Source organism: Bacteroides sp. MSB163 (assembly GCF_036416795.1).
Taxonomy (GTDB): domain Bacteria; phylum Bacteroidota; class Bacteroidia; order Bacteroidales; family Bacteroidaceae; genus Bacteroides; species Bacteroides maternus.
This window is the reverse complement of record NZ_CP143867.1, coordinates 3376585-3400238: the sequence shown is the minus strand read 5'-3', so window position 1 is coordinate 3400238 and position 23654 is coordinate 3376585. Positions and strand designations below refer to the sequence as shown.

General features: G+C 37.6%; 24 protein-coding genes. 2 read left to right on the top strand and 22 right to left on the bottom strand.

The window, feature by feature from the left end; genetic code table 11:
* Positions 1-77 precede the first annotated feature (77 nt).
* The 3 genes from gcvT to VYM24_RS12415 form a co-directional block, all read right to left on the bottom strand.
* Entirely contained in the window at positions 78-1163 is a 1086-nt protein-coding gene (gcvT, locus tag VYM24_RS12425; protein ID WP_291550557.1) for a glycine cleavage system aminomethyltransferase GcvT, read from the bottom strand.
* Between the two features lie 16 nt (positions 1164-1179).
* Complete coding sequence (gene pepT, locus VYM24_RS12420) at positions 1180-2403, bottom strand: peptidase T (RefSeq protein ID WP_330940160.1); 1224 nt, start codon at positions 2401-2403, stop codon at positions 1180-1182.
* 152 nt (positions 2404-2555) lie between these two features.
* Positions 2556-3968, bottom strand: a complete 1413-nt coding sequence (locus VYM24_RS12415) for an amidophosphoribosyltransferase (RefSeq protein ID WP_291550559.1) — start codon at positions 3966-3968, stop codon at positions 2556-2558.
* A 169-nt stretch (positions 3969-4137) separates the two neighbouring features.
* On the opposite strand from VYM24_RS12415, the gene VYM24_RS12410 reads away from it, so the two are divergent.
* On the top strand, positions 4138-5529 hold the full coding sequence (locus VYM24_RS12410; RefSeq protein WP_299087712.1) for an MFS transporter: 1392 nt from the start codon (positions 4138-4140) through the stop codon (positions 5527-5529).
* A gap of 131 nt (positions 5530-5660) precedes the next feature.
* Complete coding sequence (locus tag VYM24_RS12405) at positions 5661-6980, top strand: ATP-binding protein (protein ID WP_330940159.1); 1320 nt, start codon at positions 5661-5663, stop codon at positions 6978-6980.
* A 122-nt stretch (positions 6981-7102) separates the two neighbouring features.
* Here the strand turns inward: VYM24_RS12405 and VYM24_RS12400 are convergent, their stop codons facing one another.
* The 19 genes from VYM24_RS12400 to VYM24_RS12310 all read right to left on the bottom strand — a co-directional run bounded on the left by VYM24_RS12400 (position 7103) and on the right by VYM24_RS12310 (position 23651).
* Positions 7103-7690 carry a sugar transferase gene (locus VYM24_RS12400; protein WP_224318866.1) on the bottom strand — a complete coding sequence of 196 codons (588 nt, stop codon included), beginning with the start codon at positions 7688-7690 and terminating at the stop codon, positions 7103-7105.
* Positions 7690-8910 carry a DegT/DnrJ/EryC1/StrS family aminotransferase gene (locus tag VYM24_RS12395; RefSeq protein ID WP_330940158.1) on the bottom strand — a complete coding sequence of 407 codons (1221 nt, stop codon included), beginning with the start codon at positions 8908-8910 and terminating at the stop codon, positions 7690-7692. The genes VYM24_RS12400 and VYM24_RS12395 overlap by 1 nt, the downstream gene beginning before the upstream one ends.
* Before the next feature lie 128 nt (positions 8911-9038).
* On the bottom strand, positions 9039-9638 hold the full coding sequence (locus VYM24_RS12390; RefSeq protein ID WP_224322040.1) for an MBL fold metallo-hydrolase: 600 nt from the start codon (positions 9636-9638) through the stop codon (positions 9039-9041).
* Positions 9638-9856, bottom strand: coding sequence for an acyl carrier protein (locus tag VYM24_RS12385; RefSeq protein WP_022208038.1), 219 nt, complete (start codon positions 9854-9856; stop codon positions 9638-9640). The genes VYM24_RS12390 and VYM24_RS12385 overlap by 1 nt, the downstream gene beginning before the upstream one ends.
* A gap of 21 nt (positions 9857-9877) precedes the next feature.
* Positions 9878-10639 (bottom strand): SDR family NAD(P)-dependent oxidoreductase, encoded by a 762-nt coding sequence (locus tag VYM24_RS12380; protein ID WP_330940157.1) that lies wholly within the window; start codon positions 10637-10639, stop codon positions 9878-9880.
* A complete protein-coding gene (locus VYM24_RS12375; RefSeq protein ID WP_330940156.1) occupies positions 10636-11304 on the bottom strand; it encodes an SDR family oxidoreductase in 669 nt (222 codons plus the stop codon). Before VYM24_RS12375 ends, VYM24_RS12380 begins: the two co-directional genes overlap by 4 nt.
* Before the next feature lie 8 nt (positions 11305-11312).
* Positions 11313-11555: an acyl carrier protein gene (locus tag VYM24_RS12370; protein ID WP_330940155.1), complete on the bottom strand. Its 243-nt coding sequence runs from the start codon at positions 11553-11555 to the stop codon at positions 11313-11315.
* Positions 11556-11566: 11 nt separating this feature from the next.
* A complete protein-coding gene (locus VYM24_RS12365) occupies positions 11567-12376 on the bottom strand; it encodes a GNAT family N-acetyltransferase (protein ID WP_330940154.1) in 810 nt (269 codons plus the stop codon).
* On the bottom strand, positions 12363-13886 hold the full coding sequence (locus tag VYM24_RS12360; RefSeq protein WP_224318859.1) for an amino acid adenylation domain-containing protein: 1524 nt from the start codon (positions 13884-13886) through the stop codon (positions 12363-12365). Before VYM24_RS12360 ends, VYM24_RS12365 begins: the two co-directional genes overlap by 14 nt.
* Positions 13883-14995 (bottom strand): 3-oxoacyl-ACP synthase III family protein, encoded by a 1113-nt coding sequence (locus tag VYM24_RS12355; RefSeq protein WP_330940153.1) that lies wholly within the window; start codon positions 14993-14995, stop codon positions 13883-13885. Before VYM24_RS12355 ends, VYM24_RS12360 begins: the two co-directional genes overlap by 4 nt.
* Positions 14996-15004: 9 nt before the next feature.
* Entirely contained in the window at positions 15005-15652 is a 648-nt protein-coding gene (locus VYM24_RS12350) for a hypothetical protein (protein ID WP_330940152.1), read from the bottom strand.
* A gap of 2 nt (positions 15653-15654) precedes the next feature.
* Positions 15655-16911 carry a glycosyltransferase family 4 protein gene (locus VYM24_RS12345; protein WP_330940151.1) on the bottom strand — a complete coding sequence of 419 codons (1257 nt, stop codon included), beginning with the start codon at positions 16909-16911 and terminating at the stop codon, positions 15655-15657.
* A gap of 156 nt (positions 16912-17067) precedes the next feature.
* Positions 17068-18177, bottom strand: a complete 1110-nt coding sequence (locus VYM24_RS12340) for a DegT/DnrJ/EryC1/StrS family aminotransferase (RefSeq protein WP_224318849.1) — start codon at positions 18175-18177, stop codon at positions 17068-17070.
* A gap of 11 nt (positions 18178-18188) precedes the next feature.
* Positions 18189-18650, bottom strand: a complete 462-nt coding sequence (locus VYM24_RS12335; protein ID WP_330940150.1) for an acyltransferase — start codon at positions 18648-18650, stop codon at positions 18189-18191.
* Positions 18625-19071, bottom strand: coding sequence for a sugar 3,4-ketoisomerase (locus VYM24_RS12330; RefSeq protein ID WP_022208050.1), 447 nt, complete (start codon positions 19069-19071; stop codon positions 18625-18627). Before VYM24_RS12330 ends, VYM24_RS12335 begins: the two co-directional genes overlap by 26 nt.
* The gene (locus VYM24_RS12325; protein ID WP_224318843.1) at positions 19058-19474 is read right to left on the bottom strand and encodes a sugar 3,4-ketoisomerase; all 417 of its coding nucleotides are present in this window, start codon (positions 19472-19474) and stop codon (positions 19058-19060) included. Before VYM24_RS12325 ends, VYM24_RS12330 begins: the two co-directional genes overlap by 14 nt.
* Positions 19475-19595: 121 nt before the next feature.
* Positions 19596-20801, bottom strand: coding sequence for a glycosyltransferase (locus VYM24_RS12320; protein WP_330940149.1), 1206 nt, complete (start codon positions 20799-20801; stop codon positions 19596-19598).
* Positions 20802-20965: 164 nt separating this feature from the next.
* On the bottom strand, positions 20966-22306 hold the full coding sequence (locus tag VYM24_RS12315; protein ID WP_224318836.1) for a nucleotide sugar dehydrogenase: 1341 nt from the start codon (positions 22304-22306) through the stop codon (positions 20966-20968).
* Positions 22307-22358: 52 nt separating this feature from the next.
* Positions 22359-23651 carry a hypothetical protein gene (locus tag VYM24_RS12310; protein WP_224318833.1) on the bottom strand — a complete coding sequence of 431 codons (1293 nt, stop codon included), beginning with the start codon at positions 23649-23651 and terminating at the stop codon, positions 22359-22361.
* Positions 23652-23654 lie beyond the last annotated feature (3 nt).

Sequence of the window (23654 nt, the reverse complement as noted above, 5' to 3'; positions counted from 1 at the left end):
CAGGTATTTATATTGAGAATTATATTTGCTTTTAATCTGTGCTAATCCGTGTAATCAGTGGTGATTTCCGACTCATCTTATTTACGGAATGGAGGACGAACCACTACTGCTTTCAGTTTACGTCCACGCATATCAATGCAAATTTCCGTACCTACCTTGCTATATTCCGGTTTTACATAGCCCATACCGATACCAATCTTGCGAGTAGGCGACATAGTACCTGAAGTTACTACTCCGATAGCTTCGCCTTCTGTATTGAACAGTTCATATCCATGACGGGGAATTCCACGATCCACCATTTCAAAACCGACCAACTTACGTACAGTACCTTCCGCTTTCTGCTTTTCAAGCATCGGGCGATTGATAAAGTTCTTACCCTCAGCAAACTTGGTAATCCATCCCAAACCTGCTTCAATAGGTGATGTCGTATCATCCAGATCATTGCCATACAGGCAGAAGCCCATTTCCAGACGAAGCGTATCGCGTGCACCCAAGCCAATCGGCTTGATGCCAAATTCTTCACCTGCCTCAAACACGGCATTCCAAATCTTCATGGCAGCTTCGGGATAGAAGTAAAGCTCAAAACCTCCTGCACCAGTATAGCCAGTATTGGAAATAATCACATCTTTCTCACCGGCAAACTCACCATGCGTAAAGGTGTAATACGGCAGTTCCGACAAGTTTATGCTCGTCAGTTTCTGCAAAGCAAGAATGGCTTTCGGTCCCTGCACGGCAAGTTGAGCCATATGGTCGGAAGCATTTTCTAATTCGGCACCTTCGATATTGTGCGAAACGCACCAGTTCCAGTCTTTTTCTATATTCGAAGCATTCACTACCAACAGGTATTTCTCCGGTTCATAATGATAAACCAACAAGTCATCTACGATACCGCCTTCTTCGTTGGGAAAACAGGTATATTGCACCTTGCCCGGAGTCAGGGCAGCCACATTATTGGAAGTCACTTTCTGAAGAAAAGCCAACGCATTGGGGCCTTTCACCCAGAATTCTCCCATGTGGGAAACGTCAAATACACCCACAGCGTTACAAACTGTGAGGTGTTCATCAATGATACCGGAATATTCTATCGGCATATTATATCCCGCAAACTCATGCATCTTAGCACCCAGCGAGATATGTTTTTCTGTAAACGGAGTGGTTTTCATGTCTTAAGGTATTAAATTATTTTATAGCAACAAGTTCAGCAATCTTCACGATGACCTTCATCGCTTTCTCCATATTCTGGATAGGAGCGAATTCATATCGTCCATGGAAGTTCAGACCACCTGCAAAGATATTGGGGCAAGGCAAACCTTTGAAAGAAAGCTGCGCGCCATCCGTACCACCACGGATAGGTTTCACATTCGGTTTCACACCTACAGCCTCCATTGCGGCAAAAGCCGTATCAATGATATGCATTACCGGTTCAATCTTCTCGCGCATATTATAATATTGGTCACGGAGTTCAAGCGTTGCTGTACCTTCACCATATTCAGCATTGATTTCACTGACAAAGCGTTCTATTTTCTTCTTGCGGCTCTCGAAACGTGCACGGTCATGATCACGGATAATATAGGCCACTGTAGTCTGCTCCACATCGCCGTTGAAACTGATGAGATGGTAGAAGCCTTCGTAACCTTCGGTATGTTCGGGCGTTTCATGAGCAGGTAACATCGCACAGAAACGGTTGGCTACGCGAATTGAATTAATCATCTTATTCTTGGCGTAACCCGGATGTACATTGCGACCTTTGAAGGTGATTCTGGCAGATGCCGCATTGAAGTTTTCAAACTCCAACTCTCCTACTTCACCGCCATCCATTGTATAAGCCCAGTCGCAACCGAACTTCTCCACATCGAATTTATGTGCGCCCAATCCTATTTCCTCATCCGGATTGAAACCAATACGAATCTTGCCATGCTTGATTTCAGGATGCTCTTTCAGGTATACTATCGCAGAAACGATTTCGGCAATACCTGCTTTATCATCTGCTCCCAACAATGTCTTGCCATTGGTAACGATCAGGTCTTCCCCTTTATGATTCAGCAGTTCGGGGAACTGAGACGGAGAAAGGACTACATTCTCTTCTGCACAAAGCACAATATCAGAACCGTCATAGTTTTGAACAATGCGGGAAGATACATCTTTGCCACTCATATCGGGACTGGTGTCCATGTGGGCGATAAAACCAATAGTAGGTACCGGTTTATCGATATTTGCCGGAAGTGTGGCAAACAAATAGCCATGCTCATCCAGCGTTATGTCTTCCAAACCTAAAGACTCTAATTCTTCTTTCAAATATTTGGCAAATACCATTTGCCCCGGAGTACTTGGAGTCACCTCTGTCTCTTCACTGGACTGGGTGTTGAAGCTTACATACTTCAAAAAACGTTCTACTAAAGCCATATTATTTATTATTTATGATTTATGATCGAGAACATGAACTACCAATTATCTATCAACAGTAGTCAATAGTTCTGCCGTAAAGGTAGAAAAAGGGGCGTGAACTGCCAAGCAATTCACGCCCCTTTTTACAAAATGTTAGTATTTAGAGTTACTTAAAAGCAACTACTTCCATCAAAACAATGTGTACAAACCTTACATTTCGGCAATCCGATGGACTCGATGAGAGTTTCCAGGGTATTAAACTTCAAAGTTGTAAGGCCAAAACGTTCGGCAATAATGCTGACCATCTTCTCATATTCCGGTGAACCGGTAATGGCATATTTCTCCAGATTCTTGTCGGCATCTCCCTCCAGTTCTGCAATAATACGACGTGTAATCAATTCCAGCGGGCTCTTGGATGCCGTGAAACCTACAAACGGACAAGCATAAATCAACGGTGGACAAGCAATACGGATATGTACTTCCTTGGCACCATATTCATACAGTACTTTCACATTATCCCGAAGTTGCGTCCCCCGTACTATGGAGTCGTCACAGAACAATAAGCGCTTGCCTTCCAGCATAGCACGGTTTGGTATCAGTTTCATCTTCGCTACCAATGAGCGCATCTCCTGCTTACTGGGAGTGAAGCTGCGCGGCCATGTCGGTGTATATTTAGAAATAGCACGATGATAAGGAACTCCTTTTCCTTCGGCATACCCCAAAGCCATACCTACACCGGAATCAGGAATACCGCAAGCACAATCTACGTCAGAATCATCGCTCTGCCCCATCTTTAAGCCACTGGTAAAACGTACTTCCTCTACATTACGACCTTCATAGCAGGAAGTGGGAAAACCGTAATATACCCACAGGAAAGAACAAATCTGCATCTTTTCCTCCGGCTTCCGCAGTTGTTCCACTCCATCGGCAGTCATACGAACGATCTCTCCCGGACCGAGATAGCGGTCTATTTCATAATCCAGATTCGGGAAACTGCTTGACTCACTGGTTGCAGCGTATGCCCCTTCTTTCCGGCCAATTACAATCGGAGTGCGTCCCCACTTGTCACGAGCCGCAATGATACTGCCATCTTCTGATAACAGCAACATAGAGCAAGAGCCTTTGACACGGCGGTAAACATTTTCTATACCTTCTACAAAAGTTTTTCCTTGTATGATGAGTAGTGAGATAAGCTCAGTTTGATTGGTATTGCCTGAACTCAGTTCGGCGAAGTGCATATTTTGGGAAAGTAGCTCTGCTTCTATTTCTTCCAGATTCACAATTTTGGCTACTGTTACAATAGCAAAGCGTCCGAGGTGGGAGTTAATGATGATGGGTTGCGGGTCTGTATCGCTGATGATTCCTATTCCGACATTTCCTTTAAACTTATCCAGTTCGTCTTCAAACTTGGTTCGGAAATAAGTGCTCTCCAGGTTATGAATGGATCGGGCAAACATGCCCTCTTCTGCATCATACGTGGCAAGCCCGCCCCGCTTAGTTCCTAAATGTGAATTATAATCTGTACCGTAAAATAAATCCGTCACACAGCTCGCTTTGGAGACTGTCCCGAAAAATCCTCCCATAAATCCTATTATTTATTATTGATTTTAGTATTGACGGGCACAAAGGTACAAAGAAGTTTCTTCTCCACATTACTTTCCTACGAGACAATTTCTAAAAAAACTTATTTTTATACAGGTTTCCGAACAGCAGATTGAACGTTTTGTTTAATTCGCAGATAAAAGAAATTATATGGTTCAAGATGGAAAATCCCAGAAAATAGACGAAACAGACGGGCTGCCATTTCCGCAACGAATATGGGCGGTAGTGGCTATTGGATTCGCTCTCTGTATGTCAGTGCTCGATATCAACATCAGTACTGTAATCCTCCCTACCCTCGCACATGATTTTGGAACTTCGGACTCTGTGATTACCTGGATTGTCAATGGTTATCAATTGGCTATTGTAGTGTCATTACTTTCTTTTTCTGCATTGGGCGAAATCTTCGGATATCGTAAGATATTCCTCTCCGGCATTGCTTTATTTTGTGTGACATCACTTATATGCGCCTTATCCGATTCCTTCTGGACTCTGACAACCGCCCGTATTTTCCAGGGATTCAGTGCATCAGCTATCACCAGTGTAAATACAGCCCAGCTTCGTCTTATCTATCCGAAAACACAGATAGGACGTGGAATGGGGATTAATGCAATGGTAATTGCCATATCGGCGGCGGCAGGTCCTTCTGTTGCCAGTGGTATTTTGTCAATAGCTTCCTGGCACTGGTTATTTGCGATAAATTTGCCATTGGGGATCATTGCCCTGATATTGGGAATCAAGTATCTTCCTGAGCAAAAGGAACTATCGAAACGTAAGTTTGACGTTATCAGTGCGGTGGCCAATGCTATTACCTTCGGATTATTGATTTATACATTGGATGGTTTTGCGCATCATGAACGCTATGATTATCTGATAATCCAGTCAGTGATATTGATTGTCGTAGGAACATATTATGTACGTCGGCAGTTGGGGCAAGAGTCCCCCCTGTTGCCGTTAGACTTACTGAGAATCCCCATTTTCAGGCTCTCGATTCTGACTTCCATCTGTTCATTCACCGCGCAGATGCTGGCTATGATTTCGCTGCCCTTCTTTCTGCAAAACACATTGGGACATAGCGAAGTCATGACGGGACTCCTACTGACTCCTTGGCCTCTCGCCACACTGTTTGCTGCACCGGCCGCCGGCTACCTGGTAGAACGTATTCACCCGGGAATATTGGGAAGTATCGGGATGGGAATATTCTGTATAGGTCTTTACTCGCTTTCGATGTTGGACGCAGAATCATCGATTGTCAGTATCTGTTTACGGTTAGCTCTTTGTGGAGTCGGATTCGGACTCTTTCAGACACCGAATAACAGTACAATGATTGCTTCCGCACCCAAACAGCGTTCCGGTGGAGCCAGTGGAATGATGGGAATGGCACGGCTCATGGGGCAGACATTCGGAACGACGCTTGTGGCATTATTATTCAGTTGGGTAGCAGGAAGTGAGAACACGGAGGTGTGTTTGATAACGGGGAGTATGTTTGCACTGATTGCTGCGGTAGTGAGCAGTTTGAGGTTATCGCAGCCGTCGGCTGCTTAAAGAATAAAAGAATAAAAGAATATCAGAAACAGAGGTGTAATCTTGTATGTTTCCATAAAATCTCCTATTTTTGTAACCACGGTTAATTTAACCGCCGTGAAATTAACCATCGTTACAATAGGAAACTCATTATGAAATTCTACAACCGCGAGAAAGAATTGGACGAACTGCAAAAAGTGCGTGAGTTAGCTTTTTCAGAACATTCAAAGCTAACAGTTTTGACAGGGCGTCGACGTATAGGCAAAACAAGCCTGATATTTAAGAGTTGCGAAAACACTCTTACTCTTTATTGGTTCGTCAAACGAAGTAATGAGGCAGATTTGTGCTCTAAGTTTGCAGAAACCGTTGCCCAGGTTTTAAATATAACTATTCCCGGAAAGATATACAACTTCACTGAACTCTTTGAGTTTGTTATGGAGCAGGGTATCCGGAATAAATTCAATTTAGTTATCGATGAGTTTCAGGAATTCTATAATATCAATCCCTCCATTTACAGTGGCATGCAGGACATTTGGGACCGTTTCCGTACCCGAACAAATGTCAACCTCATCGTCAGTGGCTCTGTATACACATTAATGGAGCAGATATTCAAGAATGCCAAAGAACCATTATATGGAAGGAGTGACAGAGTTTTGAAATTGTATCCCTTTACCACTGATGTTATCAAACAAATACTACATGATTACAAACCTGACTACACGCCTGATGACTTACTGGCACTCTACACATTTACCGGAGGCGTCCCTAAATATATAGAATTATTAATGGATGCCGGAACAACTGAAATGGAAAGCATGGTTGACTTCATGGTACAGCCCGACTCTCCCTTTATAGATGAAGGAAACACTTTATTAATACAAGAATTCGGAAAGAAATACGGCAATTATTTCTCTATTATAGGAGCTATTGCCGAGGGAAGAAATACGATTACTGAAATGGAAGCGAAGTTAGGGATCAGCCTAGGCGGATATCTGAAACGCCTGGAAGAAGATTATAGCATAGTTTCCAAAAAGCGCCCTATATTCTCGAAAGAAGGGACGCAAACCGTAAGGTATGAAATATCCGATCCATTTTTACGTTTCTGGTTCCGGTATTTCGATAAATATCAATCATTGCTGGAGATACGGAATTTCAGTGGATTAAGTAGTATTATTAAAAGAGACTATCCTACTTATTCAGGTTTCATGTTAGAGGACTATTTTCGCCAGAAAATGATAGAGAGCGGGGAATTTCTGAATATCGGCTCTTGGTGGGAAACTAAAGGTAATGCTAATGAGATAGATATAGTGGGGATTTATTTATTTGAGAAAAAAGCACTTATTGCAGAAGTTAAACGATTGCGAAAGAATTTCAAACCTGAGTTGTTCCAAAGCAAGATAGAAGCGATTCATAAAAAAGTACTTTTCAAATATGAGATTGAGGGAAAATGCTTGACGTTGGAGGATATGTAATAAAAAAGGTCGAAACCGATAAAGATTTCGACCTTTTTTATTACACCATTCAATTCAATACTACTTCTTCCAAACATAATGTGGAACAAATAGCCATTTCATTATCTCAATGGTACGTCTCATCAGCGGACAATGCTCCATATTGTCAGAAATATAATCTTGAAATATTCCATTACAGACTGATGCCCAATATATTTCATATTGTAGCGTATCTTATCCGGAAGTATCAGCTCTACATACGCTTTGTCCGCATCCTCAGCCTGTCCCAAAATCGTATTTTCATCTACATATTCTATAGATGCATAATCCGTAATTCCCGGGCGAACAGACAACACTCTCCGCTGTTCCTCAGTGTAGAGTTCCACATATTTACGAACCTCCGGACGCGGCCCTACCAGACTCATATCACCCTTCAATACATTGAATAACTGAGGTAGTTCATCTAATTTATATTTGCGGATAAAATACCCGATACGGGTAATCCGGGGATCTCGTCCGCCTACAGTTATCAAACCTTGCTTATCAGCTCCTATACGCATTGAACGGAACTTATAGACATAAAAATCCGTCCCTCCACGTCCCACACGTAGCTGTTTATAGAAACCACCACCTTTACTTTCTAGACGGATAGCAATATACAGGAAAAGGAAAACAGGAGATAAGAATAGAATACCCAGAAAGGAAAATAAAATATCAAAAAAACGAATCATCACCTATCAACAGTCACTTTAAGGTATGCATCTTTTACAGCTTTGATTATAAAGTCCAGCTTTTCTTCATCCAACTGTGGATAAATGGGCAAGGAGATTTCACCTTTAAAATTCTCATAAGCTTGTGGATAGTTCCTTATATCATATCCCAACGAGCTGAAGAAGGAAAGCATCGGCATCGGGATAAAATGAACGTTCACGGCAACCTCACTTTTCGCGATTTCATCAATCATACGATCACGCTGTTCCTCTGTGAAATCTTTGATACGCAATGCATAGATATGATATGAGCTTTCTTTTTCTCTATCTTCAGAAGGTGGCAAAATAGCCCAGTCACAATCAGCAAATGCTTTAGAATAGGTATTGAATACTCTTTTACGTTCTTTCAGTAGTTCAGGATATTCCCGTATCTGAGCCAAACCGATAGCTGCATTTACATCAGCCATATTTATTTTCATTCCCAGACCGACTATGTCATAACGCCAACCACCGGCTTTGGATTTGGAAAAAGCATCTTTAGTTTGACAATTCAAACTCATCATACGCAATTCTTTGTAGAGTTCCGCATTATCAAACGGTTCGGGCAAATTCAGGCAGATGGCTCCTCCTTCGGCCGTCGTCACATTCTTTACGGCGTGAAGAGAGAAGATAGCAATATCCGTTTCGCATCCTGTACGCTGATTCTTGCTGTAATAAGCTCCCAAAGAATGGGCCGCATCATTCATTACAAGAATACGTCCTAATTTTTCCTGTACCAATGACGTCGCCTGAAACAGATTGCGTATTTCCGGTTCATTAACGAGTCTCATGATACGGTCGTAATCACAAGGGAAGCCCGCAATATCTACCGGAATAATAGCCTTGGTCCTTGGCGTAATTGCTTTTCGAATAGCATCCACAGAGATATTGAAATCCTCTCCGGAATCTACCATAACAGGCTTTGCACCCGCATGAAGGACTGCTAATGCCGTAGCACTATATGTATACGCCGGAACAATTACTTCATCTTCAGTAGTTACTCCCAACCAACGAAGCATCATAATAGCTCCCGAAGTCCATGAGTTTACACAAAGCACTTCTTGAGCATTAGAGAATACTTTTATTTCTTCTTCCAATGCTTTTACTTTAGGACCGGAAGTTATCCAGCCCGAACGTAACGAATCAACGACTTCGTTGATGACCGCCTCGTCAATATAAGGGGGCGAAAATGGAATTTTCATGATCTACTATATCGAATTATTTTAAATGAATCAAATATGTAAGTCCGCAGGAGAAATATTTCCGCTTTATTGCATTGTTTGAGCCAAAAGGCATTTACTGATTCATATCTTACTTTTATGATAATAATCTACAAAATACTTTTCCACTTATCCACATCATGTCCTGCATAAACAATTCTGCTTTCAGCCAAACAAAGAATATGCTCAATAGAAGTCTCTGCTTTTATTTTATCACCATACGGTAATTTAGTTACAACTTTAACATTAGGAATATAACTATCTCCTGTGAAAATATAGTTATCCGTATAATAAGTCAAACAACTTGGACAATGACCAGGTGTCTCAATTACGTATAACATTACATTATTAAATAATTGAACTTCATCACCACTTGAAAGGAGTATCACATTCTGACCTTCATATATGGTAGAATGTTCATAATAAAACGAAAAATTTTTCCTATCGTCATACAATGCTTCTTCTCCATATTTTGATGTATAAATACTACAACTAGGAAATCGTGAAACAAGCTCATTTATGCCTGCAATGTGGTCGAAGTGTGTATGTGTAAGAAAAATCCCTCGAATATTCAAATCTTTCGGCAATTCATTAAACAACACTTTTACATCACTCACATCTATAAGAAAAGCATTATTCTGCCCCTCCTCAAATAGTACATACATATTTGAAGAAGGGGCATCGTTAATGATTTTTTTAACCTTGAGCATTATTCCCAAAATGTAAGAATATCACCTATGGTTTTGAACTCACGAAGCTGTTCACCTGTTAATTTCTTTCCGAATTCTTCATCAGAAATAACAATAAGCGAAAGTTTCGCCATAGAATCAAATTCATCTACCGTAGAAAGTTTCGTCTCCACAGTCAATGTACCATTCTCTAGTTCCAGCATATCTTCTAGAACTGCAATTTTTTCTTCAATAGTCATTGTAAAAAAAAGATTTAATTATTATGATGATAATTTACCGCCATCAACACTAATGCAACTACCTGTAACCATTTTAGACAAGTCACTCATTAAATAAACCACTGTATTTGCAATGTCTTCGGGCTGACAAATGCCTAAATACTGTCGGTGTAGTATCTGTTTGTATTCCTCAGAATCCCCCCCATAATTTTCAGACATTCTTGCCATAGGAGTATCAGTAACACCAGGTGCAACTGTATTTATACGAATATTTTTAGGAGCTAATTCTTTTGCAATACAGCGAACAGCAGAATTCATAGCAGCCTTAGATGCACAATATGCAGTTTTCGTTGAATTTCCAAGAAAAGCACCAATTGCTGAAACGCCAACAACATTCATACCTTGTAAATTATATGCGTTACGAGTAGAAAAACATCTTATCATCTCTATGAATGAAAAAAAATTAACATTCATCACTTTCAGCATAAATTCGTATTTTGACAACTTTAAGGGACGCACTACACCAACTCCAACACAAAATACCAATCCGTCCACAGGACCATTCTCTTCAATAATGGAGTTTACACAAGGTTCAATAGTATGGATTGCCGAGAAGTCACATATATATGTTTTATTTCCTTCACCTTTGAGTTCTAGTAAAGTTCTATTGAGATTATTTTCATTGAGATCTAATAAAAGAATTCGAGCACCATAAGCATTAAGTGTTTTAGCTGTTGCAGCACCAATGCCACCAGCACCAGCCACAACAAAAGTCTTATTTGTAAAATCTATAGCACTATTCATAATATATATCCTCCATCTATTACTATTGATGTACCCGTAATCGTTTTAGTAGCATCACTAAGTAAAAAGGCGATTACATTTGCTACCTCTTCCGCTTTTGTCAACCCCAAAATCTGCTGCTGTACTAAACCGCCATTAATAGCACTAATACTCTGAATATGATTTTTTTCAAAATCAGCGTCAACTCCACCTTTTTGGACAGAATTCACTCGAATACCATCATTGGCAAATTCAACAGCCAAACACCTAACAGCTGCATCCAAAGCAGCTTTTGAAGAACAGAAAGCCATCTTTGCTTTCATAGCTTTGATGCTACTAATAGAGGACATTGCTACAATACTTGCTCCGTTTTCCATCCCTTTTGCTTTCTTGAGCGAACGTACGACCTCAATAAAAACATTGAAATTGTCATTCAAAATTTCATTCAAATTTCCAGGTTTAACAAATTGAAGTGGTTTAAAATCACTGTGTACAATAGCAAATACAACACCATCAAAGGCACCATTGGATTTTACGAGTTGTTTGATATATGACTCAATGTGTGCTGTATTTCTCTCTTCATACACTTCGACTTTCGCACCAAGTTCTTTGATCTGACGAAAAATTGCTTCGTCTAAAACATTTGAACCTCCAATAAGCAATATACGCTTATCAGTCAAATCCATTGGATTTATCATTTAGTATTTTTTTTAGGATTTTTCAAGTTCTGAATCAAATTCCAAATCGCTTCAACTGAATTGAAATTATCGGGAATTAGTTCATTAATACGAACTTGTACGCCAAATTCATCATCTAACTCAGATATAATAGACACGACATCCATTGAATCCAAAATTCCATCATCAATTAATAATGTTTCATTGTTGAAATCGACATCTGGTCGAACACGTTGCAATATTTCCAATAGTTTCTCCATAGTTCTATTATTTATTTTATTAATGATATTGTCGATTTAAAAGTATACTTAAATCCTTTCTTCTGATACATACTAACAGCTACAGTATTCTGATGTTGCACCCAAAGCATATAACGATGTTTCTCATTTTCCATATTATTTTCTATAAACGTATCAAGCAGAACTTGTCCTACGTGTCTACCTCTTCCTTCAGGAATAACTGCCACATGTGAAATACAAGCTGTTTTACCTGTAAAAGTCTGATGCAATGCCCCTAGAAATTCATCATTATCAATGCCATGCGCAATCCAAATAGCATTATTTATCAATAATTTTTCATACATATCAGAAGTTATATAATCGCCACTCAAAATATCAAATGAATCATTAAATAACTTACAAGCTTTTTCTATCTCCCATAAGTTTTTTGCAAATTCGACTTTCACCCCTTCTATTTTAATTGGTCTTTCCAAATCCTTATATACTCCTAAATACTGGTCTCTAATAAGATTAACCCTAAACCCTACCTTTTCAAGAAATTCTATTTCTTTCTGTGGAAAATAACTTTTTCCACGATATAAAATTTCAACCACTACATCTTTAAGTTCATTAAAATCTGGTTTTGCACTAAAATCATTGATATAATAATACATTCTAAATCCAGTATTTTTTTTCACAAAAAGAAAAGCATTATGCCTATCACAAACTTCAAAAAGTTCACCGTTATTTATCAAAGTCTCCGCTTCTCTTTGCAAATAATCGTTGGAAGCCCCTTCTTTACTTCGATATTGTTCAACTATCTCCACATATCGTTCAATAGTATTTATTTTATTGAGCATCATAATTCTTCTTCAACTCTATACGATCTATTTTACCATTCATATTATAAGGCAACACTCTCAAGTGAAAGACTTCATTAGGAAACATATATTTAGGGAGTTTATCTTTTATCAAATTAATAATGTCCAGTTCTTCACCTGAAACAGTTGTATAATAGAGAATAATGGAATCCTTTTCTTGATCAAAGATACAAGCAGCATTAGAAATATCTGCAATTGAATTAACAACGACTTCTATTTCTTCTAATTCAATGCGATGCCCCATATGTTTTATTTGAAAATCCTTACGTGACACAAATTCAATCTCTCCATGTTTGTTATATTTTACGATATCACCCGTACGGTAGATTTTATCATCATAAAAATTATGAAGCGGATTTTGGACAAATACCTCATGAGTTTTAATTTCGTTGTTATAATAACCAAGAGCTACACCGGTACCACGCACACATAACTCACCTATCTCATTCACTCCTACAAGCTTATCTTGATCATTGAACACCAGTACTTCCATATTATGACAAGCTTTACCAATAGGTATGTATTCATCGTCATCAAAATCACGATTCACTACATAATAGGTACAGTCAACAGTAATTTCGGTTGGTCCATACAAATTTACGTATTGAGCATTTGGTAATTTATGTATCCAAACTTTCAGTTGCTTTGCCGGCATTGCTTCACCTGCAAAAAATACACGTTTTATATATTTTGGAACACTATCATTTAGTATTTGGCTATTACCAACTAGCACTACAGCAGATGTAGCCCATAAGATAGTTGTAATCTTTCGTTCATTAAGGAACTTCACCAACAATTTTGTAAAAGTGAAATACTTCTTGGCTATAATGTTGAGCGTAGCACCCGACTTCAAACAAATATAAATATCCTTCACCGAACCGTCAAAATAGAATGGAGTTTGATTTCCAAGTGCATCAGTTTCATCAAATCCAAATGTTTCGACAAGCCACTCTGCAAGATCAATAGCACCACGGTGACTAATTACTACTCCTTTGGGAACTCCAGTCGAACCACTAGTAAAGATAGAATAGAGAGGATCAGTGTCTATCACTTTAGATCGAACATCTGCAATATACGCCTTGTCCACCTCATTATCTATCACCTCTGCATAATTGAAACGCACCCCTTTAAACTCAATCAAGTCAAGTATCTTATCATCAGCAACCGTAGTAGTGATAGCAGCTATCGGATTAAGCACATCATTGATGAGCTTTACACGCTGATCAGGCATCTTACAGTCGATAGGTACATAAAAATTGCCACTCTCCACTACGCCCATAAATCCCACAAGTCCTTCTATCCGACGATCGACAAATACTAGTACAGGTCTACGCATCTGCTTATCTGTAGCAATACCTAACGCTGTTCCAATGACTTCAGCTTGATATTTCCATTCGGCAAAAGTCAAAAAAGTCTTTTCATCAGCAATAGCTGTTTTATCAGGAAAGCGTTGTGCCATTGCATCGAGATAGGAAAGAATATTTGTTATCATTTCTTTTCGTATAATTGGTTAGGATTAGTAATAAGCCCTTCTTCAAAGATTTCATCATCCTCAAAAATTGGCAAAATATCGTCTGTATTTATTTCAAACGAAGTGGCACCCAAAGAAATGCCGATACCAAAACCACAAGTCATCACTTTGATAACTTTATGTTCATTGTTATTTCCATAGCGATCACAAAGCGACACGATAGCAGAAGCACCAGAGGTATTTCCATAACGATCAAGTGAGATAGGAATTTTATCAAAATCGATCCCGGATTTCTTTGCTATCTGCTTCAATATATAAAGATTAGCTTGATGAAAAGCAAAGCAATCATAACTATCAGATGTCGTTCCCGTTTGAGTAAAAAAATCCTTAATAAGACGAGGCACATCAAAAATCGTAAATGTAAACACTGAAGTGCCTTGAATGAAGCTATTCATCAATGTACGTTCATTTCCATCTTCGCACATTACAACTTTTTCATTCGCATGAAGGTTACGATAACCACCACCTGGAACAATCATATATCGATATCCCGAACCATCACTACGAAGCAATGCTGTTATTTCATCATATTCATTATCAGTCTTTTCCAGCAACATCACCGCACCAGCCTCGCCAAACAGCATAGCCGAACTTTTATCAGTTGGATAAACAGACTTCCCAGCTGTGTCACCAACAACAACCAGTGCTCTTTTTATGTCACTAGTGGTCATAATCGAAGCAATTGTCTGCATACCTACGACCAATGATGAACATCCTAAACTGATATCATAACAAACAGCTTCTTTAGGAATTCCTAAACGATATTGCAATACAAAAGCGGTAGAAGGGCGACGATAATCTGGACTATGTGATACAAACAACAATGCCCCAATCTCTTCAGAACTAATACCATTCTTTTTCAAAAGTTCTTTAGCCGCTCTATAACCAAGATCTGAACAAGTTTGATATTCAGAAGTACGGCGTGAGGCTCTTACACCCGTCATCGCCATAAACTTATCCACCTCTACATCACCAAACAAAGGCTTGTAGCTTTCTGCCTTAACTTCATTACTAGGAACGGCACATGCCACTCCTGCAACTTTAATATTCTTGAAATTAAAAAATGCCATATTAGACAATTATAAAACTAAACCATTATCTGATTTTAGCTGTTTTTTAAATAAAACCCTTTCTCTTCCATCTGGTAACACAATCTCTTCCACCACCTCTGACTTATCTATTTTTGTATAAAATTTATACACCTTCTTATTGAATTTATCCACTTCAAAAAACAATTCTCTATAACCTAAATTATAAATAATATTCTCCTTAACATGCCCCATTTCTATCGATTTTACCCCATCATCTTCATTCTTCAACCAACACCAATACTCTCCTCTAACGCCTTCATTATGTATAAATTTTATTTTATTTTTTTTATCCAATGACTTGTATCGATCAATAACTTCAATTATCAATCTAGGATGAAATATTAGACTTCCTAATGCCGAAAACCCAAGTCTAACAATATTTTTCTTTATTGTTAAAGCCTGATATTTCGCATCCAAAGTTGCACTGCTGAAACCAATAATATTTCTCTGACTATTTTCTGCACAAACGATAACTTCGTATGGATCATTAAGTATCACTTTATAATAAGATCGCAGAAAAGATTTTCCTAGTGATAAAAAAATTCCTTTTTGATATCTTTCTCTTACATTCCAATGCACATTCGCTATTTGTTTTGCATCAGAAGGTTTAGCTAGTCTGAATTTAATATTGCTCATTCTTATATACTATTAATGACATCAACCATTTTCTTCGCAAGAAATTTATAGTCAAACTCTTTAGCTGCCAACCTAGCTCTATCACACATTAACGCATATTCTCCTTCAGGCAAATCTAAAATTTTTAATATCTCTTCTGCATAATCAGCTGAAGAAGTATATTCCCTCGCAACACCAATACGATTTTTAGAAATAGGGCAATCATAAATATTAATATTACAAACGATTGGCTTACCTGCAGCCATATATTGGAACATTTTACTTGAGCTTATACCATTTTTCGCAAAATCAGATGACAGGTAATTTAATATATTTAGATAACTTTTGGATAGTACATATGGAACATATTTTGGATCTATCCACTTATCTTTAACAATAATATTAGATAGCTGATGTTCTTTACAATATGATATTATTTTCTCTCGTTCTGTACCATCCCCATAAATTAGAAATTTCACATCTTTTTTCTTATTTTCTAAGATTTCTGCAGCATAGACCAATTGCATTACATTATTCACGTGCCTTAATGAACCTAAATAAACAACTTTTTTATGGCAAGAACGTAAATCCGGATCATCAATGATAAATTGTTGCTTAAAATTTTCAAAATCTTCAAGATCAACCCCATTATTTATATAAAATACCTTTTTCAAATCAATAGGACCACCGTTGTCAACATCCCATCTTTTATTTTTAAGGTAGTCATAACAACCAGACCAAGAAAAAACAAGCGCATCTGATTTGGCACAATTATATTTTGATTGAGCAAATAACAACTTCACTATTGGGTTCCATTTAGAAATTAACCCAAAATCCACAAAATTATCAGGCCAAACATCTAGACTTTCCTTTATATATGAAACACCTCTTTTTTGGGCATATTTCAATAATGGGTTTGTCAAGAGAGGTCCTCCTGTCGCAATAATACAATCTGGACATTCAAAGTTATCCGCTAAATTCACCAATCTCTTAAAGAAAAGATAATCGCTCAATACTCTCCTTACTTTAGATGCCTTACTATACATTAACGTATTAATATGCACAAAATCAATCTTGCCATACTTTCGCCTCATATATTTTGAGTTATCTTCAATGATATTTAAATCCATGTTATGCATGACACTTGATCCAAATAATATCACCTTGTAATCAAATTCGGTCAAATAATAGGCAAACTTTATAGCACGCAGTCTGGATTCATATTGAGGCGGCATCGCATATTTATTTACAATCCAAATTGTTCTTATTTTGCTACTCATATAGAAATACTTATTAACAATCACTAGATGTACTTATATTCACAACGATAAGGAGTAGAAAATGAGGGTAAATCCCCCAATAAACAATATTTACATACAAATTTACTTACCAATATACCAGAATGATCCATATTGTATGCAATCATTTATACAAAGTTACTTTACTGAAAAATTATTAATCAACTTCACAACGTCCTTCACCTCCTCCATTGAAATCGTAGGTCCAATTGGTATACTCAGCTCATGTTCAGATATGTATTCCGTAATAGGAAGATTTAGGTTGGCCCACTCTTTGTAACATTCTTGTTTATGTGGAGGTATAGGGTAATGAATCACAGTCCCGACACCATTCCGCTCCAAATAGTCATGTAGTTCATCACGCTTTTCACACAATACAGGAAACAAGTGGAAGACATTACTTCCATAAGATAATGTATCCGGCAAAGAAACCAAGGGATGTTTAATGTTTTGAATATAATATTTAGCCACTTCTTTACGATATGTATTATCTTCAACAAGATATTTCAATTTCACATTCAGCACAGCTGCTTGAACCTCGTCAAGTCTACTATTACGTCCCCTATATTTGAATATATATTTTTTCTGTGAACCATAGTTAGCCAAAGTACGTACAGTGATGGCCAGTTCCAAATCATTAGTTGTCACAGCACCACCATCACCTAATGCACCTAAATTCTTTCCCGGATAAAAGCTATGTCCAGCAGCATCACCTAACGAACCTGTCATGCAACCATCAGCTGTCAAACAGCCATGCGCTTGAGCATTATCCTCTACTAACTTCAGATTATATTTTTTGCAAATATTGGCAATTTTCTCACTCCAAGCCAAACGACCATAGAGATGCACAAGAGCTATAGCTTTTGTACGAGAAGTTATAACTTCCTCTATCTTATCCTCATCAATCTCAAGCGTATTCAGTCTTGGCTCTACAAGAACAGGCTTCAAACCATTTTCTGTGATAGCAAGAATAGTTGCAATATAGGTATTTGCCGGTACAATAACCTCATCACCTGGTTGCATTACACCCATCTCAATGTATGCACGGAAAATCCAAATCAGTGCATCCAAGCCATTGGCACAACCAACTGTATATTGTACTCCAACAAATTGTGAGTAATTCTCCTCAAAGCGTTCGTTCTCCTTGCCTTGAAGGTACCAACCTCCGTTAACCACACGGCTTACAGCCTCATTTATCTCAGCTCCGTGAAGAGCGGTTACATCTTTTAATGAAAGAAAAGGTATCATTTTGTTTTTCTTTATTTATCAGCTATTTTTCTAAGAAATTTCGCTGGATTACCTACCCAAATTTCTCCGGCAGGCACATTCTTTGTCACCACACTGCCAGCACCAATCATGGCATCCTCACCAATGGTTATCCCTGGAAGTATCGTAGAACCAGCACCGATAGATGCACCCTTGCACACCTTTGTCTTAAGAAGAACCCAATCCGCATTCTTCGACTTTGGATACATATCATTGGTAAAAGTCGTATTAGCACCTACCATTACATTATCTTCCAACTCAATACCATCCCAAACTTGGACACCACACTTAATAGTAACATTATTACCAATCACCACATTATTCTCAATCAGACAATGAGAACAAATATTGCATTTTTCGCCAATCCTGGCCTCAGGAAATACTACGCAGTACTGCCAGATATTAGTAGAGGCCGGAACATTTTGATTCTTACAATCGCTTAACGGATGTATCATTACTAATCTCCCTAAATTCAAGAAATTCATCATAATTACGAATATAGTCTTCCTTTTTATATACATCAGAAGCCAAAACCATGCAAACAGCACCAGAAGAAAAATCATCCAAGTCACGCCATATACCGGGTTTTACATATAGGCCTTGATAAGGACGATTCAAGAAAAAAGAACGTTTAACTTTGCCATCATCCAAGGTTACACGAAAGGAACCGGATGCGGCAACCATAAACTGGCTCAAATCTCTGTGCGCGTGTGCTCCACGAGACTCACCTCCCGGGACATCATACAGATAGTATACACGCTTCACATCAAAAGGAAGAGTATCGCCATTCTGCACTACAGTCAGGTTACCCTTACGATCACTGTGATGTTTGTCCAGCTCAATCATTGAGCAATCAAATACACTATATTTCTCCATTGCTCTTTAACTGTAAATAGTCGTCATAATTTCTAATATAGTCATCTGGAATATAACTAGTTGAAGCAAATTCCAATGCGAGAGAATTGGTTGAGAAATTATCTATTCTTCTCCACAACCCTTTCGGAATATAAAGACCATAATAAGAACGATTAAGCGTAAACTTATTCTGCCTATCACCATCATCCACTATCACATCAAAACCTCCTGAAAGTGCAACTATAAATTCTTCCGTATTCCTGAATGCGTGACTTCCACGGCATTCTCCTCCCGGAACATCATAAATCCAATATGTTCTCTTGATTTCAAATGGAATATGATTGTTCTGTTCTGCAAACGAAAGATTCCCCCTCGTATCTAAGAATTTGGGGAGCTCGATGATTTTACAATCTTTGATTGACATTTTATAATTTAGAATACAATATGGATATTTTATTTCAGTTGTTATGGACAAGCCATTAAATGTGGATGCTGATAATTCAATGATGAATAAGACAGGGAATCGTTATATGTTCAAGTGATTTTTATTTAACAATCAAATTATTCAAATATAAATCAGCGGCATTCTTATCTGTCAAACGACGAGCAGTTTCAATTGCTCTCTCTGAAACAGCTAACCTTTCATCCGGAGTGAGTTTATTAATTTTACGAATTATATTTGCAAGCTCTTGAATGTTACCCGCTTCACATAAGAAACCGTTCACACCATCTTCTATCACACCATCAAACCCTTCTTTCTTAGAAGCTATAGTAATGCACCCACGAGCCATAGCCTCCAAATAGACTAATCCATAAACTTCCCTACGACTAATCATTATCATACAGTCAGCATTGTCATACTTAGCCTTTATTTCATCTCTCGGAATCCTACCACAAATAGTCACTTGACTCTCCAAATGATATTTCTTCATCTTCAATTTTATGGTTTCCAATTCATGACCATTGCCCACATAGTCAATGTGAAATTTTTTATCCTCATAAACATTAACCAAAGCCTCGATAATTTCAGCCGGATATTTACGTTGAATCATCTCACCAACATAGATAAATTTACTTAATGGCTTCTCAAATGAATGAGTATTGCTTTCTGTAATATAACTTGCGGGAACACCTGAATAACAGATAAAAGAATGCTTAAGCTTACCATATCTCTCTTCGAAATCTTCTCTATATTTCTTTGAACGGAACCCCCACAAATCAATTTTATTATAAAAACATTTAAATCGTTCACCGTAAACACCCTCCAGATCAAAATTCTCATGCATTATAATAGCAGTTGTTGCTGAAGAATAAATACTTTTCAACTTCGCAACCACCTCTATCTGAGGATTAGGAAAATGCCCTACTATAATATCAGGTATAAAATCAGCTTCAGTATTACTATTAACTATTTTTTGAATAGATTTTCTGATAGAAATAGATAAAAATCTCCCATGAGGAATTGGTTTGAATAATGGTATTCTCAATACTTGCACACCATCCCATTCATATTGCGCCCCCTTATCACGTTTTGTATAAACTACCGCACCTGTTTTCGCAGTGATCAAATCTCTCGCTACCCGAGCTGCCCAATAGTAAAAGAAAGGATATACAGCCTGATAATGTACCACACGCACATTGTGACCTTCTTTTACCCACTCCTTTGTAAAGTAATGACATACCGAAGTTCCCTTATTTTCCCTTGAAGGAAGCGGGTAAATGGTTGATAATAGAAGAATATTCATAATCATATGCAAATTCGCATTCCCTGTATATACAGCTTTGCGTTAGCTATAAAACATAGAAAATACTACGATTTACTTCAAATTAATATTTTTAGAACCGATTTCAGTAAATTAATTCAACTGATTTATAATAAGTAAAAGTCTATTGGGGCCAATAATTATAATTATTTTTACGAGTCTCGTTTAAATACATCTCTAGTATAAACCTTCTCCTTCACATCATCCAGACAATCGTCATAACGATTAGCAATGATGGAATGACTCATTAACTTGAATTTCTCCAAATCATTATTTACCTTACTCCCAAAGAAAAGACTACCATCCTCCAGTACAGGTTCATAGATAATCACTGTAGCGCCCTTAGCCTTGATGCGTTTCATGATACCTTGAATAGCACTTTGACGAAAATTATCAGAGTTACTTTTCATTGTGAGACGATAAATACCAATCACACACTCCTTTTCCTGTGTTTTATCATATCCATTTTGTTCACTGTAACTATAATAGCCCGCTTTTTTCAAAACTTGGTCAGCTATGAAGTCCTTACGGGTACGATTACTCTCAACAATAGCAGTCATCATATTCTGTGGTACATCGTTATAATTAGCCAGTAACTGTTTCGTGTCTTTGGGCAGGCAGTAACCGCCATAACCAAAGCTGGGATTATTGTAATGGGTACCAATACGGGGGTCAAGCCCTACTCCTTGAATAATAGCTTGTGTATCTAATCCCTTGATTTCAGCATAGGTATCTAATTCATTGAAGTAACTGACACGAAGAGCCAGATAAGTATTGGCAAAAAGCTTCACAGCTTCCGCCTCCTTCAAACCCATAAAAAGAGTGTCAATATCCTTCTTTATAGCCCCTTCCTGCAATAGAGAAGCAAAAACATGCGCCGCCTCCTCAAGATCATTGCCTCCAATGGTATGGATAGCCTTATTCTCCTCATCAAACTGACCAATCATTTTGGGATAACCCACGATTATGCGACTAGGATATAAGTTGTCATATAATGCCTTACTTTCGCGCAGGAACTCAGGCGAAAAGAGCAAACGAAATTTGTGTGTGGTGTCCCACCCTTTCTCCTTAAATTTTTCAGTATACTTCACGTACAAGGAACGGCAATAACCAACCGGAATAGTACTTTTGATTACCATTGTTGCATCGGGATTAACCTCTAGTACCAAATCAATCACATCCTCAATATGATGCGTATCAAAGAAATTCTTCTGAGGGTCGTAGTTTGTAGGAGCTGCAATCACTACAAAATCGGCATCACTATAAGCCGTTGCACCGTCCAACGTAGCTGTCAGGTTCAGTTTCTTTTCCGAAAAATACTTTTCAATATATTCATCCTGAATAGGACTGATTCGCCTATTGATTTTTTCGACCTTTTCAGATACCACATCAACAGCTATCACTTGATGATGTTGTGCAAGCAAAGTAGCCAACGACAAGCCCACATAGCCTGTTCCAGCTACAGCAATTTTAAGATCTTTAAAGTTTCTCATTTTTTCACTTCTTACTAATACCAACGAATAGAATCATACAAATCATTTATATTCATAAAGTTTTTTGGGGATTAGTTCTATATGATATAAGAATAATCAATAAAGCCCAAACTCCACTAGATAAAAAGGTTGCGGGAATGAAAGTTGAAATAATCGCATATGAAAATATCACAGCTATAAAAAATATATATGACTCATTTACTCCTTTCGCACATGAACTTATAATTTTAAAGTAAACAACTAATATAAAGGGTAATATAAAACAACCTTCATTTCCAAAATTAGCATACGCTTCACTAATTAATCCATTATTAGCTCTTATGCCTTCCACTTCTGGTGAAAAGTATTCCCCCACAGCAATATCTACACTAGTTGATGAATAGGGAGAATTCATGCCAAATCTGCTAAAAATGCTATTCCTATAATAATCCGGTTCAAACAGATTGAAAAAAGTATAATATTCATAATCCATTCCAGATGGAACATAAAACACTCTCCAAAAAACAAAAGAAACACCTAACTGTATTGTTGCATTTTTTACAAATGAGATTAAAAGAATAAATATCGATGCTAATAACGGAATATACCTAAGATAGTATTGCTTATAATACAATCTTATTATAATTCCTATCACAGTTGCAAAAACTATAGATTTTAATCCCACAATAGAAAAATCTATATAGATAATTATTGCAAATACAAATGCCAAAAAATATTTTTTTTTATCCAACAAATAGCATATAACTAGCGGGCATAATAGTGTTGAAGCCGCTAAAATATACCTAAATACCGTAGGATAGCTATTTTCTCTTTGTTCAAATCTAATATCATATACATCAAATAACGAGGTATGAAGATGAAAACCAGTATATCTTATAGAAATGTATAAAACTGATATAACAAATAGACCAATAACAATATAAAACAAGTTCTTTAAACATCTATTGTGCTTTTCAATACAATCATTGCTCACTATTTTTATTGATGGCATATTATTACATAACACTACAAACATAAACCAAAAGATAAAATTTGTGACGATGTATGCTTTCTCATAACTAATATAGCCAAGTAGAATAGTCAAAGGAGTGAATTTCAATAATAGAAGCACAAATGAAACATTGCTCCAAAAACGATCTTTTCCAAACATTGCCTTTATAAACAATAAGGCCATGCCTATGAAAAAAGCCCACGATATAATATATCTGGATAATGATGCATCATTAATATAACCGGCATAGCTATATATAGGCACAATGAATTTTGCATAATACATTTCCTGTGCTATACGGTATAATACAAGAAATAAAAAAAGTGATATCCGTTGATGCTTAAATATTTTCATAAT